The sequence below is a fragment of the Marinobacter salsuginis genome (genome assembly GCF_009617755.1).
In the GTDB taxonomy this organism is placed as follows: Bacteria; Pseudomonadota; Gammaproteobacteria; order Pseudomonadales; family Oleiphilaceae; genus Marinobacter; species Marinobacter salsuginis.
In genome coordinates this window covers 805,050-820,231 of record NZ_BGZH01000001.1, presented here as the reverse complement: position 1 = coordinate 820,231, position 15,182 = coordinate 805,050, and the positions used below count along the sequence as shown (strand labels likewise).

The 15,182-nt window shown below is 56.5% G+C and carries 12 protein-coding genes; 6 read left to right on the top strand and 6 right to left on the bottom strand.

The window, feature by feature from the left end:
• Window positions 1-235 precede the first annotated feature (235 nt).
• Window positions 236-781 (top strand): cytochrome b, encoded by a 546-nt coding sequence (locus GJU83_RS03740; protein WP_153633731.1) that lies wholly within the window; start codon window positions 236-238, stop codon window positions 779-781.
• Window positions 782-849: 68 nt separating this feature from the next.
• Entirely contained in the window at window positions 850-1,431 is a 582-nt protein-coding gene (locus GJU83_RS03735) for a YceI family protein (protein ID WP_069183007.1), read from the top strand.
• Window positions 1,432-1,465: 34 nt separating this feature from the next.
• On the opposite strand, the gene GJU83_RS03730 is transcribed toward GJU83_RS03735, so the two are convergent.
• Together GJU83_RS03730 and GJU83_RS03725 are read right to left on the bottom strand one after the other, a co-directional pair.
• Window positions 1,466-3,103: a methyl-accepting chemotaxis protein gene (locus tag GJU83_RS03730; protein WP_069183008.1), complete on the bottom strand. Its 1,638-nt coding sequence runs from the start codon at window positions 3,101-3,103 to the stop codon at window positions 1,466-1,468.
• A 126-nt stretch (window positions 3,104-3,229) separates the two neighbouring features.
• Window positions 3,230-3,472: a hypothetical protein gene (locus tag GJU83_RS03725; RefSeq protein ID WP_069183009.1), complete on the bottom strand. Its 243-nt coding sequence runs from the start codon at window positions 3,470-3,472 to the stop codon at window positions 3,230-3,232.
• Window positions 3,473-3,749: 277 nt separating this feature from the next.
• Here GJU83_RS03725 and parC point away from each other — a divergent pair, with 277 nt between their 5' ends.
• Both parC and serB read left to right on the top strand, forming a co-directional pair.
• The gene (parC, locus tag GJU83_RS03720) at window positions 3,750-6,059 is read left to right on the top strand and encodes a DNA topoisomerase IV subunit A (RefSeq protein WP_136631658.1); all 2,310 of its coding nucleotides are present in this window, start codon (window positions 3,750-3,752) and stop codon (window positions 6,057-6,059) included.
• On the top strand, window positions 6,052-7,284 hold the full coding sequence (serB, locus tag GJU83_RS03715; protein ID WP_153633730.1) for a phosphoserine phosphatase SerB: 1,233 nt from the start codon (window positions 6,052-6,054) through the stop codon (window positions 7,282-7,284). The genes parC and serB overlap by 8 nt, the downstream gene beginning before the upstream one ends.
• Before the next feature lie 11 nt (window positions 7,285-7,295).
• On the opposite strand, the gene GJU83_RS03710 is transcribed toward serB, so the two are convergent.
• The 3 genes from GJU83_RS03710 to epmB form a co-directional block, all read right to left on the bottom strand.
• Entirely contained in the window at window positions 7,296-9,380 is a 2,085-nt protein-coding gene (locus GJU83_RS03710; protein WP_069183012.1) for an EAL domain-containing response regulator, read from the bottom strand.
• 107 nt (window positions 9,381-9,487) lie between these two features.
• Window positions 9,488-11,293, bottom strand: coding sequence for a cyclic-di-GMP receptor FimW-related protein (locus tag GJU83_RS03705; RefSeq protein WP_153633729.1), 1,806 nt, complete (start codon window positions 11,291-11,293; stop codon window positions 9,488-9,490).
• A 225-nt stretch (window positions 11,294-11,518) separates the two neighbouring features.
• Window positions 11,519-12,559 carry an EF-P beta-lysylation protein EpmB gene (gene epmB, locus GJU83_RS03700; RefSeq protein ID WP_153633728.1) on the bottom strand — a complete coding sequence of 347 codons (1,041 nt, stop codon included), beginning with the start codon at window positions 12,557-12,559 and terminating at the stop codon, window positions 11,519-11,521.
• 45 nt (window positions 12,560-12,604) lie between these two features.
• On the opposite strand from epmB, the gene efp reads away from it, so the two are divergent.
• Together efp and epmA are read left to right on the top strand one after the other, a co-directional pair.
• Window positions 12,605-13,180 (top strand): elongation factor P, encoded by a 576-nt coding sequence (gene efp, locus GJU83_RS03695; RefSeq protein WP_069183015.1) that lies wholly within the window; start codon window positions 12,605-12,607, stop codon window positions 13,178-13,180.
• A 7-nt stretch (window positions 13,181-13,187) separates the two neighbouring features.
• Entirely contained in the window at window positions 13,188-14,156 is a 969-nt protein-coding gene (gene epmA, locus GJU83_RS03690) for an EF-P lysine aminoacylase EpmA (RefSeq protein WP_153633727.1), read from the top strand.
• A gap of 15 nt (window positions 14,157-14,171) precedes the next feature.
• Here epmA and asd read toward each other — a convergent pair whose 3' ends face one another.
• Complete coding sequence (gene asd / locus GJU83_RS03685; protein WP_153633726.1) at window positions 14,172-15,026, bottom strand: archaetidylserine decarboxylase; 855 nt, start codon at window positions 15,024-15,026, stop codon at window positions 14,172-14,174.
• Between the last annotated feature and the right edge of the window lie 156 nt (window positions 15,027-15,182).

Here is a 15,182-nt window from a genome sequence, read left to right as displayed (position 1 = left end):
ATGTCCTGTCCTCTCGGTCACTGAGGCCCCAGACGGGGCGTTCAAATATGCAATAAGTCTATCGTTGCTATAATTTTGAGCAATCCGTAAAACCCGTATGCGACCAAAGGCAAAAGGTGGGGGAATGGTCAGAAATTCTGATGTAGCGCTGCAAAAGATTTCGATTTTTTTCGTCGTTCCGAGTTTCTAAACTCGCCGAATCACCTTTAACCAGGGAATAGGGTCATTTTTCATCATGCAATTCAGAAACACTCCGGCCAGCTACGGTTTAGTGGCGATCATTATCCACTGGCTTGTCGCTGTGGTTGTTCTTGGACTTTTCGGGCTCGGTTTCTGGATGGTGGATCTGTCGTATTACGACGACTGGTATCGCAGAGCACCCGACATCCACCGCAGCATCGGAATTCTTTTGCTGATGGTGATGCTTTTTCGGGTGGCCTGGCGAATGTTGAACGAGGCGCCGGAGCCGTTGCCCGGTCACAAGCGCTGGGAGATCCGAAGCGCTCACATGGCCCACCTCCTGCTGTATGTGCTGATTTTCGTTGCCATGGTGAGCGGTTACCTGATTTCAACAGCGGACGGTTCTTCAATCAGCGTTTTCGGCTGGTTTGAGGTGCCATCAGTTACCGGCCAGATCAAGGGAATGGAAGACACCGCCGGGACCGTTCACTACTGGTCAACATGGGCAATAGTTGCCCTTGTAGCGGTCCATGCGGCCGGGGCTCTGAAACACCATCTGTTTGATCGTGATCGGACCTTGTGGCGTATGTTCGGGAAGTGATCCGTCTGCCGTTTTTCTCATCGTGTAACGCCCGGGAGTCGGGCACCTATGAAATAAGGGAGTTAATCATGAAAAAAGTTCTGCTTGCTTCTGCCGTGTCGATGGCGCTTGTTGGTGCGGTTCATGCCGACGAGCACAGTGGCACCTATGCCTTTGATACCAAAGGCGCCCACCAGTTCGTCACTTTCAAGATTTCCCACCTGGGCTATAGCTGGCTCTACGGGCGTTTTAACGATTTTGACGGCGAATTTGTTTATGACGCCGAGAATCCCGAAAACAGCACCGTGAACGTGACGATCGATACCAGCAGTGTGGATTCCAATCATGCAGAGCGTGATAAGCACCTGCGTAGCGAAGACTTCCTGTATGTGGACGAGTTTCCGCAGGCAACTTTCAAGAGCAAGCGCGTGGTGCTGGATGAAGAAGGCGAGGCCGATATCATCGGTGACCTGACTCTCCGTGGTGTTACCAAGGAAGTCACCCTGGATGCCGAAATGCTGGGTCATGGTGAGGACCCCTGGGGAGGCTATCGCATGGGTTTTGAAGCTGAAACCGAGCTTCGCCTGAAAGACTTCGGTATCCCGATGGATCTCGGAAAGGCCTCCGAGACCGTTGAGATCATCATTTCTGTCGAGGGTATCCGGCAGTAATCCTGGCTGACCCTGCCACTGACAGATTCCGGGCCTAGACCCGGAATCTGCCTGTCTGACTTTCCAGTTCCCTCGCATAGCCCTCTAGGGATTCACTGATTCCATCAATATCCCGTGAGCGATTTGCGCTCTCTGTTGCCAGATCGTTGATTTCAGTGATGCTGCGGTTGATCTCGTCCACTACCTGAGTTTGCTCTTCAGTGGCTGACGCAACACTGGTGTTTACATCTGCAATGTTTGCCATAGCCTCCAGAATGGCTTTGAGTTCAGATTCTGCATCGGTGGCCAGTTTTTCGGTTTCGCTTGCCTCCTTGCTGCCCGTCTCCATCACCGAGACAATGTCCGCAACGCCGGTCTGCAGCGTGGTGATCATCGTCTGAATATCTTCCGTCGATTGCCCTGTACGTTGCGCCAGGGTCCTGACTTCATCGGCAACAACGGCAAAGCCCCGTCCCTGCTCGCCGGCACGTGCTGCCTCGATAGCGGCGTTCAATGCCAGCAGGTTGGTTTGCTCGGCAATGCCCCTGATTACGTCCAGAACGGACGTGATGTTGTCGGAATCGTCAGACAGCTTGCGGATGACTTCCACGGCTTTTGAAATCTGGGCGGCCAGCCGGTGCACCTGCTCTGAAGAGCTGCGGATAATTCGTGCGCCGTTCTTGCCCTTTTCTTCCGCCTCCCGTGTAATCTCCGCGGCCCTGGAGGCGTTGCCAGCAACCTCTTCGATGGCACTCTGCATTTCGTTGATGGCAGTGGCGACCATGGAAATGGAGTCCGTCTGTCGCGTCACGCCATCGTTGTTATCCTTCGCCGCCCGGGCAAGATCTGAAGCACCAGTGCCAAGCTCCCGGGTCAACTGCTGGATGGAGCCAATCATCGATTGCAGGTTTTCCAGGACCAGGTTGAAGCTTTTTGCGAGTTTGCCCAGATCATCATCCATCTCGACCGGAATTCGCTGGGTCAGATCGCCTTCTCCCTGGGCGATATTGTCCAGTTGATCCCGGAGGGCACTAATCGATGCGATAATCATTTTCAGGAATACAGCGAAGAGCCCAATACTGATCAGTATGGCGACGACTGTGATCAAAAGGATGGTCACCGAGCTGCTCTGGCCTTCAGACGAGGCTTCACCGGCTCGAATCTGGGCTTGCGCATCGGCGTGAGCGCCAACCTCATCAAAGTAATTGCGGAGATTATCGAAAAGCTCGTTGGTCTCACTGGCTGCCAACGATCGTGCCTGCTCGGCATCTCCCGTCTCTGCCAGCTGAAGAACTCGCTGGGCGGAACTCAGCCAACGCTCGTAGGCCGTATCAAACCCTCTGGCAACATCGGATACACCAGTGCCTTCAAGCCTGGCCACCGCCTGGTTAAAGCGTTCGAGAGCCTGTCCAGCATTTTCATCGAAACTGGCGAGGTAGTTCTCACCCTCCTCATTGTTGAACTGGGCGTCCACAAAGGCCATCTGGGCCACCATTGCCTGGTAGAGATCCCGGTCACCGTTGAGGATTTCGCTGACGGATGGCAGGTAGGTTTCGGCAATGTTGTCGGTGTCGGAGACCAGATTCCGGACGGTACTGACAGCGAATAATCCGATAACAATCAGGGCTACTGCAGTAATAGCGAAAGGCAGAGCAACTTTTACCCGAAGCCCCAAACGCTTACCAAAATCCATAGATCTCTCCCGTACTGTCGGTTTGGCTTATTGCCAATATAGCATCGGGGAAGAGAATGATTTGAAAAACAACTGGGTAATTGCTCCCGGTCAAGGAGGCAGCATTCTGGCCGGGAGCAGATCGGGTTATCGGGAGGGGTCGGGTGATTCCGATGGTGTGTCGCAGGATCTGCAGAGATGTCGTTGTCGCCAGAACTGTCCCGCGAAAATGACCACCCAGATCAGTAATCCTGCCCAGAGATAGGTCTCGGGAATCTGGAAGCTACCACTGATTGCAAACTCCACAAGGAGCATCAGTGCTACCGCCAGAACTGCATTTACCATGGCTGTCACCATGGCTTGCCCGCAGGCTTTGATGTTGGGTTTCATAGTGTTCCGCTTGTCAGAGAAGTAAAACGGTCTTCTATTCACTGAATGCGAGAATACGGCCCACCTTACAGACTCTCCATGCGGGAATTCCGCTATTGGAATCAGGCGTCTGTACAACAGAGGTCCGTTTTTGGCCAATAAATCCGCAGGTTGTTGGTGTATCGGCGCCTTGCTCCATATAATGTGCGCTCCTGCTGTCCGGTGATTATTACGGGGCAGGGCACAGCATCACCGATGGTTTTCAAATCAGGCAACACAGGCAATCAAAGAGGCATCCATGCCAGAGTTTCAGACTACGGATGAAGGCTTCGAGAGGGTTTCGCTCCGGGATTACACGGAGAAGGCCTATCTCGATTATTCCATGTACGTCATTCTTGACCGGGCACTTCCCAATGTCGGCGATGGCCTGAAACCGGTTCAGAGGCGAATTGTCTATGCCATGTCCGAGCTGGGACTGAAATCCACCTCGAAATACAAGAAGTCCGCGCGCACCGTGGGCGATGTGCTGGGTAAATTTCACCCCCATGGTGACAGCGCGTGTTACGAAGCCATGGTGCTGATGGCCCAGCCTTTTTCTTACCGTTACCCGCTGGTGGACGGGCAGGGCAACTGGGGCTCGCCGGATGACCCAAAATCTTTTGCTGCCATGCGTTACACCGAATCCCGCCTGGCGCCTTTCGCGGAAGTGCTCCTGGGCGAGCTTGGGCAGGGTACGGTGGACTGGGTGCCCAATTTTGATGGCACCATGGAAGAGCCGTCGGTACTGCCTGCCCGGTTGCCCCATGTACTTCTGAATGGCACCACCGGTATTGCGGTTGGTATGGCCACCGATATCCCGCCGCACAACGTGCGGGAAGTGACCGCCGCCTGTATACGCCTGCTGGATCAGCCCGGGGCGACGGTGGAAGAGCTTTGTGAACACATCAAAGGCCCGGATTTTCCGACCCAGGCGGAAATCATTACTCCCCGGAAGGACATCCGGCAGATGTATGAAACCGGCCGCGGATCCTTACGGATGCGCGCCCGCTGGATTCGGGAAAGCGGCGAAATCGTGGTTACGGACCTCCCACACCAGGTCTCCGGTAACCGTGTGCTGGAGCAGATTGCCCACCAGATGCAGACCAAGAAGCTTCCCATGGTGGCCGACCTTCGTGACGAATCCGATCATGAAAATCCGACCCGCCTGGTGATTGTGCCCCGCTCCAATCGGGTCGATCTTGATGGCTTGATGGCGCACCTGTTCGCCAGCACCGATCTCGAGAAAACCTATCGGGTCAACATCAATGTGATCGGTAATGACGGCCGGCCGGGCGTGAAGGGATTGCAGCAGATTCTGACCGAGTGGCTGGCCTTCCGTCGCACTACTGTAATCCGTCGTCTCCAGCATCGCCTGGACAAGGTTCTTGCTCGCCTGCATATCCTGGAAGGCTTGCTGATTGCTTATCTCAACATTGATGAAGTGATCGAAATCATCCGTACTGAAGACAAGCCCAAGGCCGAGCTGATGGCCCGTTTCGGTTTGTCTGCCGATCAGGCCGAGGCCATCCTCGAATTGAAGCTGCGCCATCTGGCCAAGCTCGAGGAAATGAAAATCCGGGGCGAGCAGGATGAGCTCTCAGCCGAACGGGATGAGCTCCAGTCCATCCTCGGTTCTGAAGACCGCCTCCGCGAGCTGATCAAGAGCGAGCTGCAGGCAGATGCCGAAACCTTTGGTGATGACCGTCGCTCACCTATTGTCGAGCGTGAAGAGGCTCGTGCCTTCAGTGAAGTGGATCTGGTCTCGAATGATCCTGTCACCGTTGTGTTGTCCGAGAAAGGCTGGGTTCGCGCCGCCAAAGGGCACGACATTGAGCCGGAAGGTCTGAGCTATAAAGCCGGTGACCGTTTCTCACTGGCAGCCCGGGGGCGCAATAACCAGCAGGCGATTTTCCTGGATTCCACCGGGCGGGCCTATTCGCTGATGGCTCACAGCCTGCCGTCTGCCAGGGGGCAGGGCGAGCCGCTAACCGGGCGGATCAACCCTCCTTCCGGGGCAAGCTTTTCAGGGCTGTTGATGGGGGATCCGTCCCGCAAGGCACTGCTGGTCACCGATGGCGGCTATGGTTTTGTGACATCACTGAATGACATGATCAGCAAAAACCGCAATGGCAAGGCGGTAGTGAGTGTCCCCAAAGGGGCCAGGATCATGGCTCCGGTGGTAATACCGAGCACTGAAAAAACATTGTACCTTGGGGCGGTGTCCAACGAGGGTCGTATGCTGGTGTTCCCGCTGAGCGAGCTGCCGGAACTCGCCAAGGGTAAGGGTAACAAGATCATCAGCATTCCTTCTGCCAGGGTCCAGAACCGTGAGGAATATGTGGTAGCAGTGGCCGTATTTGCCGAGGACGACCAGTTGGAGGTCCGGGCGGGCAAGCGCAAGATGGGGCTCCAGTTCAGTGACCTTGAACACTACCTCGGAGAGCGGGGCCGGCGCGGCCACAAGCTGCCCAGGGGACTGCAACGGGTTGATGGCATCGATGTGATTCCTTCCGCTGCTCGGGCGCAGGAAGAGGCCGGCTCAGACAGTGAGGGTGTCGACAGTGAGTGAACTGGTACTGATTAATGTCTCCGGACGTGACAAGCCGGGCCTGACGTCGGAAATCACCGGCATCATGGGGCGTTACGATGTGCGGATTCTGGATATTGGCCAGGCGGTCATCCACGATCACCTGACCTGGGGCATCCTGATCGAAATTCCGGACGAGTCCAAATCCTCTCCGGTCATCAGGGATCTGTTGTTCCGGCTCCATGCCCTGGATCTGCAGGTGCGGTTTGCGCCCATCACGGTGGAGGAATACCAATCCTGGGCCGCCGCCCGGAACCGGGCCTGCTACATCGTGACGCTGCTGGCCCGAGATATCAAAGCCGAGCAGATTGCCCGTGTTTCGGCCATTACCGCCCGCCACGGCCTGAATATCGACAATATTTCCCGGCTGTCTGCCCGGCCTTCTCTGAACGCCGCCGATAACCGGATTGCCTGTGTCGAGTTTTCGGTTCGGGGTACACCATCGGATCTCGAGCAGTTGCGCGCTGACTTCCTGCACATCGCCGGCGAAATGAATGTGGATATTGCGTTCCAGGAGGATTCCATTTTCCGGCGTAATCGTCGTCTCGTGGTCTTTGATATGGACTCTACGCTGATCGAAGCCGAAGTGATCGACGAACTCGCGGCGGAAGCCGGCGTGGGCGAGCAGGTGGCGGAGATTACCGAGAGGGCCATGCAGGGCGAACTGGATTTCAGCCAGAGTTTCGCCGAGCGCCTTGCGCTTTTGAAGGGGCTGGACGAGTCGGTACTTGAGGGCATCGCCTCACGGCTGCGAATGACCGAGGGGGCTGAGCACCTGATTCGAAGTCTCAAGGCACTGGGTTATCGCACGGCCATCCTGTCGGGCGGATTCACCTACTTTGCCCGCCATCTGCAGCGCAAACTTGGCATCGATTACATCTACGCGAACGAGCTTGAGATCGAGGCTGGCAAGGTCACCGGACGGGTGTCAGGGCAGATTGTGGACGGCAAGCGGAAGGCAGAACTGTTGCTGGAGATCGCCGAGAAGGAGCATATTTCCCGGGAACAGGTGATTGCCGTGGGTGACGGTGCCAATGACCTCCCCATGCTCAGTCAGGCTGGCCTGGGTGTGGCGTTCCGTGCCAAGCCGATGGTCAAGGAGTCGGCTCGCCATGCGATTTCCACGCTGGGTCTGGACGCAATCCTTTATCTGATTGGTTTCCGGGAGAGCGAAACCAACCAGAGTCTGGAAAACGCCGACTTCTGAGCCGATCAGGCTCAGTTGTCGCCGAAGTCGTAGTTCATTTCCGGTACCGGCGCCTGCAGATAGTAGCCCTGAATGTAATTCACGCCGGCCTGCCATAGTGTGGCGAGAACGCCGGCGTTCTCCACCAGCGGAATGATGGTGAGCTTGCCGCTGGACTGCAGGCTCTTGACCATTTCCTTGACCTGCTCCTTGGCCTCCTCGCTCTTCTGGATTTCTTCCGTGAAGGAACCATCGATTTTCACGTAGTCGGTATCGATGTGCTTCAGGGTATTGAACGGATTGAGGGCGCAGCCGAACTGGGCGATGGACACCTTGCAGTGAAGCTCGTGGACTGCCTTGGTGAACTCTTTCGCCTGCTTCATGAAGTTGTTGGCATCGCCTTCACGGATCTGGAAGATCAGGGAGTCTCCGGGCAGACGAGCGGCCTTCAGGGCGACACTCAGCCAGGGAGTGAAGGTCTTATCCTGCAGGGTTTCAGCCGTCACATTGAGAAACAGGCGGGTATCGTGACCCCGTGACCGGTGGCTGGAGAGCTGCTTGATGGTCTGCAGGATAACCCAGCGGTCGATCTTGATAGCGGTGTCGCTCGGGCCCGTCGGCGGCAGGAAGTCATAGGGTGAGACTTCCTCGTCGTCCTTGTCGAGCATACGCACGAAGGCTTCGTAATGCTCTTCGCCTTCACCGCGCAGGTTGATGATCGGTTGGAACAGAAGGCGGAATCGGTTGTCTTCCAGGGCTTTCTGAATCGCTTCCACCGAATTGCTTTGATCCAGTGTTTCGAAGTCGGCCGGGTTGTACACCACCACACCGTTGCCTTCGGCATGACCCTCGAGCTTGCGCACTTCCGCAGACGCCGTATGCGCCCGGGCCATGAGCTCCTCGGCCTTCGGAGAGTTCTCGGTAATTGACGCAACACCGATGCTCACAGTCAGCTGTACCGTGCGATCATTGATGTCGAAAAGATGGTCTTCTACGGCCTTACGGATACGCTCGGCGTGTTCGACCATCGTGCCTTCGTCGCATGGCTGGCACAGCAGGCTGAAGGCATCGTCGCTCAGTCGTGCCAGGGTGAGCTCCTCTCCGGCCTGTTCCTTGAGCAGGTTGGCCAGATCCCCCAAGAGCAAGTCTGCGCCGGAAATGCCTACCTGCCCCTTCATGCTCATGAAGTTGTCCAGGGCGATGTAAGCCAGCGCACCTGTCTCATTCTTCTTGCCGGCAGTGGCAATGGCTTCGGCGAGTGCATCCATCAGGTACTGACGGTTGTAGAGGCCAGTCAAAAGATCCTGACTGCTGATCTGGCGAAGCTTTTCTTCCAGTTCCGCATCGCTGTGCTCTGGCTGCAACACAATCTGTGTGCAGGCCTCGCCGTCATAGGTCGCAGCCGACACCGACATCGTGACGTTCAATTCGTGATCGTCGCTACGCCGTGCCGTGCAGTTCATGGTCATGCCGTCTTCGCCCTTTTCGGCAAACGACTTCATGAACTCCTTGTACTTTTCCTGGCTTTCCGGAGTAAGGGTGTCCAGCACCGGAACGCAGATAAGGTCGTCAATATCGTCGTATCCGAGGAATTCCATGTACGACTGGTTGGCATAGATATGCATGCCGTCGTTGATGTAGGCAATGGCATCCTTGGAGCTCTCGAGGAGCAACTGACAGCGCTGTTCTGCCTCTCGCAGGTGGGATTCCAGAACACGACGTCTTCGGCGCTCATCAAGGGCTGCCAGCTCTCGGTTTACCTTCAGAACAATCAGGTCGGTATGCTCAAAAGCCACAGTATCCTGGGCGCCTGCCTTCATCATGCCAACCGTGCGTTCGCGGCTTTCCTCTTCCGTTAGGAGGATAAACGGAATGTCCTTGTCCATCCTGCGGATCATGGCAAGGGCATCATCGGCCGAGAATTCCTGGTCCAGATCACGGGCCAGAAGGAGATCCCAGTTTCCCGCTTTCAGCGTCTCCTCAAGATCTTCTTCCGAGGTGATTCTGTGGGCTCGGGTGGCCTTGCCGGAGTTGCGGAGCAGGCTGACCAGCGATTCGGCATCGTTTTGCGATGGATCAAGAATCAGCAGGTGTACGGTCGCGTTCTTTTTCTGCATTCGAAGGGCGTCTCGTGATACACGGTTCATTCACTAACGCTGAATGATGCAGGGGTTGTGGTTCAATAACAACCCTCTGCCGGGGCCGGTGTCTCAGTTTGGTGACCTTACAGCGATGGCCAGAGCGAGTCGAACTCATCCTCGCTGGCACCGGACGATGCTGGTGGGGCGCCAGCATTCAGCGTTGCGGCATTCTGCAATTTGAGTTCGAACTGGCTGATGCTGCCGGTGGAGGAGACCTTGCGAGACAGTTGTCCTTGGTCCTCCCGGCCGTCGTGGAGCAGGGAAATTCGGCTCCCGGACTGGAACGGCAGGCGAGGTGTGATCAGCGTAGCGGATTGGTTGACCACGCTGATTTCCGGCAGCAGCAAGCCACGTAGATATTCGCTGCTATTTCCCACCTTCTGAACAAGGCGAACCCCACAGGGTGAGGCGCTGGGGGCCAGGAGCTCAATTCCGACCTGCGTACCCTGGTTCTTGATCTGACGAATCCAGCGCACAACGGCTACGCTCCAGGGGTGGCTGCTTTGCTCTCGAACTCCCAGAATTTCACCGGCCTGCAGTGAGGGTGGCACATGGCTTTCCCAGGCAACGCAGTAGCCGCCCGGACTTGTATTGATCAACAGGGAATGGTGAGACCTTGGCCGATTCCTGTCCGTCGATGGCGCCTGCGAGTTGCCGAAGGAACCTTTGAAATTGATGGGCGTATCGGCGGCGTGGAGTCGTTCATCGCTGGGCCCTGCATCGTGGGCGCCCGACCAGGCATCCTGTTTCTGGCGTGAAGACCGTACGAACAGGTTTTCATCCTCATGATGGCCGTTGTCATTGCCATTCACGAATTCGGTAAACGTTTTCTCGCCGGCGATGAAGTAATGGGCGGCGGTCAGACCCACGCACACTTCGAGAGATCCCTGGCTGGCGATTCGGTTGAAATTTCGCTTGGCGAGAATGCCCAGGGCCTGGCTGAGATGGGTGAGCAGGGTGTCGCTGACCTTTGCCGGTACTCTCAGTTCGTGATCTGTCTCCTTATGCTCACGCCGGGCGTGAAGCGTTTCAGAGAGCATCGCCGAGAGATCCCGGGTATCGAAGCCAAAGCTCTCATCACCGGGCTTTTGTTCCAGAAGGCTGCGGTAAAACGGTGGGTTGTCCCTTTCCATGTTGATTACGAAGAGACTGTCGTCACCGATATCAGGCCCGCAACGGGTGTGGTCAGTCCATGATTCACAAAGCTCATAGACATGCAGAAGTTCCGACTGTCGCAGCTGATTCGGACGAGCACAGCCAAGAAGGAGAATTCTCTTGTAGGCATCGGCTACTGAGCTGGTGCGACGATGCAGGAGCGTGTCGTCTTCCACCTGAACCACGGAGAGCTTGTTGCGATGGGCAAACCGGTACAGCCGATGACACTCGAGCCAGCTCTGGGCAGGGCTGGGGCAATAGAGTTGATGTGATCTCAGAATCGTTGCCGAAAGTTCGGAAATGGCGCGATGCGCTGCGGTGGCAATCTGGCGGCGGTTTTTGTCCAGGCCTCCGTTGTCGATGAACTCCAGCAGACACAGTTTGTAACCGCCGGCCAGGTGTAATTGAAGCGCCTGGGACAGGTTGGCGATTTTCCTCTGCTTTTCAGGAAGCGCCACGGCCAGACCGAGGTAGTGCCGGGAAAGCTCGTTGCACACGAAATGAATCTTTTCCCGGATAAGCTCCAGGAACTGCATGCGTTGCTGGGGTGTCAGAAACAGGTGGTTCAGCTCGATAATGGCATGGTAGAGCTGCCGTGATACCTCGCCGATATTGGCCATAGGCAATTGGTCGATCCAGACCCGGAACGCCTTGGGCGTCGTGTCACAGAACGACAGACTGGCCGTTTTCTGTTCGGGAACGCGGAGATCAGGTTTCAGGGTCTTACCTTCCATGAATGCATGCCAATGTCTGGACCACAGGTGGTATTCCGGGGTTGGCCCTGTCCGGCCACTGGTGGCTACTGAGTGTCCACCGGCCTGTCAGGAAAACGCCGTAAATACATGTTTTTATCTTCAACGTTACTGGACTTTAAAGTAGCAAACCAGTCGTAAAAAGCGAGAAGATCATGAGTTGACAATCTTTGACAAGTGAAATCGGGCCCTTTTTTGCGATGCCGGTCACGGGAACAGGTTGATCGGGGTCTTGCTTTCCTTGCCGGGCTCCTCTCTTACCAGCTTTGGCACCAGGAATCCTGGCAATCTCGACAGCAGTTCACGCACCAGATGTCGTGCTTCTTCATCCGGCACATCGTAGTGGTGGGCGCCTGCCACCGGGTCAAATGCGTGCAGGTAATAGGGCAGGACGCCTGCTTCAAACAGGGTCTCGCTCAGCTCCTCAAGCACCGAAGCCTGATCATTTACTCCCCTCAGGATAACGCTCTGGTTAAGCAGTGTTACGCCTGCAGCCCGGAGATAAGAGAGGGCCCGGCGCGTGGCGGTGTCTATTTCCGCTGGATGATTTACGTGCAACACGATCACGATCTGAAGGGGCGTTGTGGAGAGCCATTTCAAAAGCTCGTCACAGACCCTTTGCGGGATGACCACTGGCAGGCGTGTATGCAAGCGCAGGCGACGAATGTGCGGGATGCCACTGATAGCGGTTGCCCATTGAGCCAGCAGTCTGTCGTTAACAGCCAGGGGGTCGCCGCCGCTGAAAATGACTTCATTGATTTCCGGGCTGGCCGCCAGGGTGTCAATGACCTGCTTTCTGTCATCCGGGTTCAGTCGTTGTTTATCATAGGGGAAGTGCCTGCGAAAACAGTAGCGGCAGTTGATCGCGCATTGTCCGGTCACCATTAATAGCGCCCGGCTGCGGTATTTGCGAATCAGCCCGGTGGTGGCAATAGCGCCCGACTCTTCCAGTGGGTCGCTGACAAAACCCGGCGCGTGACCGGTTTCTTCAGCAAGAGGAAGCACCTGTCTGAGCAGGGGGTCAGCGGGATTACCCTTTTCCATGCGAGCGAGAAACGGTTCGGGCACCCGCACCGAAAACAGGCCATGGCCTTGCCGTGCCGCCGACAGCCACGGTTCCTCGGGTAACTCCAGGCGTCGGAGCAGCTCTTCCGGCGACGTTACGGAGTCCGACAGCAATTGCTGCCAGCTGCGATGTTCGTGGTCGGAAAGGTGGGCTTCTATACGGGCGGGGGTTCGCTGTATCATAACGCCCTTCGAATTCTAAACAGCATTTTGTCAGGTGGACATTTCATGGCTTCATATTCTACCAACGAATTTCGCGGCGGTCTTAAGGTTTTGCTGGATGGCGACCCCTGCATCATTCTCGAGAACGAGTTTGTAAAACCCGGTAAGGGGCAGGCCTTCAACCGCGTAAAGCTGCGTAACCTCATGACCAACCGGGTCTGGGAGCGCACGTTCAAGTCCGGCGAAACTCTGGAAGCCGCAGATGTCATTGATCAGGACATGGAATACCTCTATACCGATGGTGAGTTCTGGCACTTCATGCTCACTGACGGCTCTTTTGAACAGTACCCGGCTGATGCCAAGGCGGTCGGCGATGCCCTGAAGTGGCTGAAAGAGCAGGACGTGTACACCGTGACGCTCTACAACGGCTCGCCACTTTCGGTAACGCCCCCCAATTTCGTCGAGCTGGAAGTGGTCGATACCGACCCGGGCATGAAGGGCGACACCGCCCAGGGCGGCTCCAAGCCCGCGACGCTCTCCACCGGTGCCGTGGTCAACGTACCTCTGTTCATTACCATCGGTGAAGTACTCAAGGTTGATACCCGCTCCGGCGAATACGTCAGCCGGGTGAAGAGCAGTTAATCCAGCCATGACCCGCAAACCTGTCTGGCAGCCTTCTGCCTCGCAGGCTGCCCTGGAAAGCCGTGCACAGCAACTGGCGTTTGTGCGCGGCTTTTTTGCGAGAAGAGGGGTGCTTGAGGTCGAGACGCCGATTCTGGGGCGGTGCGGCGTCACCGACGTCAACCTCGATGGCATTCACGCCCAGGTCACCGCCGGTTCCAGGACCGGGGGTTGGCTCCAGACCTCTCCCGAATACCACATGAAGCGTCTGCTTGCAGCTGGCTCAGGTTCGATCTATCAGATCTCCAGGGTGTTCCGCAACGGCGAGCAGGGGCGTCGCCATAACCCGGAATTCTCGATGCTGGAATGGTATCGGACGGGTTTTGATGACGTGGCGCTTATGGAAGAAGTGTCGGATCTCGTTTGCGGCTGGCTGCAATGTCAGCGACCAGTCACTATCCAGTATCGGGACGCACTGGAGCGCTGGGCGGGCCTTGATCCTTTTGCGGCAACTGATCGGGAACTGATGCGTCGCTGCGAACAATGGATGGAGCCGGAACAGTTGGCGGATCTCGGGCGCGATGGCTGCCTGGATCTGCTGATGAGTTTTGCAGTAGAGCCGCATCTTGGCCGGGACAGACCCGTGTTCATAACCGGCTATCCGGCGTCGCAGGCCTCTCTGGCCAGGGTCTCACTTTCGCAGGGTTACGAAACGGCGCACCGTTTCGAGCTCTACATAGATGGCCTTGAACTGTGTAACGGCTACTGGGAGTTGACCGATCCGCAGGAACAGAGGCTGAGATTTGAAGCCGATAATCAGCTTCGAAGGCACTCCGGAAAGCCCGAAATGGCGCTGGATGAGGCGTTTCTTGCCGGTCTTGAGCAGGGATTGCCCGAGTGCGCTGGTGTCGCGCTCGGACTGGATCGCCTGTTGATGCTCAAACTCGGGGTTCAGGATATCAGTGAGGTTCTCGCCTTTCCGTTCGAGCGGGCGTGAGCCTAAAAGAACCGATCAGGCCAGGGCTCCAAAGGCCTCACCCATGCGGACGGTTTTACCTGCCACCTGATCGCTGTTCCAGGTGACGGCTCCCTTGGGCATAACCATAATCACCGTTGAACCGAGGCGGAACCGGCCCATCTCTTCACCTTTCTCGAAGCTGATGGCTTGCTCACCTTCATACCGCGTTGAGGTAACCTGCCTGCTGCCGGGCACAACCACGCCTGCCCAGCGGGTTTCCACGCTGCCGACGATCATGGCGCCAACTAGTACCATTGCCATGGGGCCGGAATCGGTATCGAAGATACAGACAACCCGTTCGTTGCGGGCAAACAGGTTCGGAACGTTCTCGGCAGTAACCGGATTCACCGAGAATAGCTTGCCGGGTACATGGATCATTTGCCTGAGTGTGCCTGCCATCGGCATATGGATGCGGTGATAGTCTTTTGGAGAGAGATAGATTGTCGAGAACTCGCCGCTGGTAAACGGTGCGGTGGTTGCTTCTTCGCCGCCCAGCAATTCACCCAGGCTGAAAGACCGGCCTTTGGCCTGGAATACCCGGTCTCCGGTTACCTGTCCCAACTGGCTGATGGCACCGTCAACAGGGCTGACCAGGGTTTTTTCGCCGTCCGCCAGAGGGCGGATGCCCGGCTTCAGCGCTCGGGTGAAAAACGCATTGAAGGTAGGGTAGGCTTCCGGATCCGTTTCGGCCGCTTCGCTCATGTCAACGCCGTAGCGGCCGATAAACCACTTGATGACCCGGTTCTTGAGCGCAGGGGAGCTGTCACTGTCGGCCAGACGACCGGCAAGGTTGGAAACCCCCAGTTGCGGCGTGATGTACTGGCTCAGAACAAAAAGCTTGTCGAACATTAAATGTGATCCTTTGCGCTCAAAGGCGCGAAGTTTACCAAAGACTGCCACCTGTATAGAAATTGTTTCACGGCTTCGCGGTTGTGGCATGGCCTTGCTATTATCGGGTCAACTTGTGCGTGACAGCTTCCGGCTTCGGCCAATAACCAAGAAAAT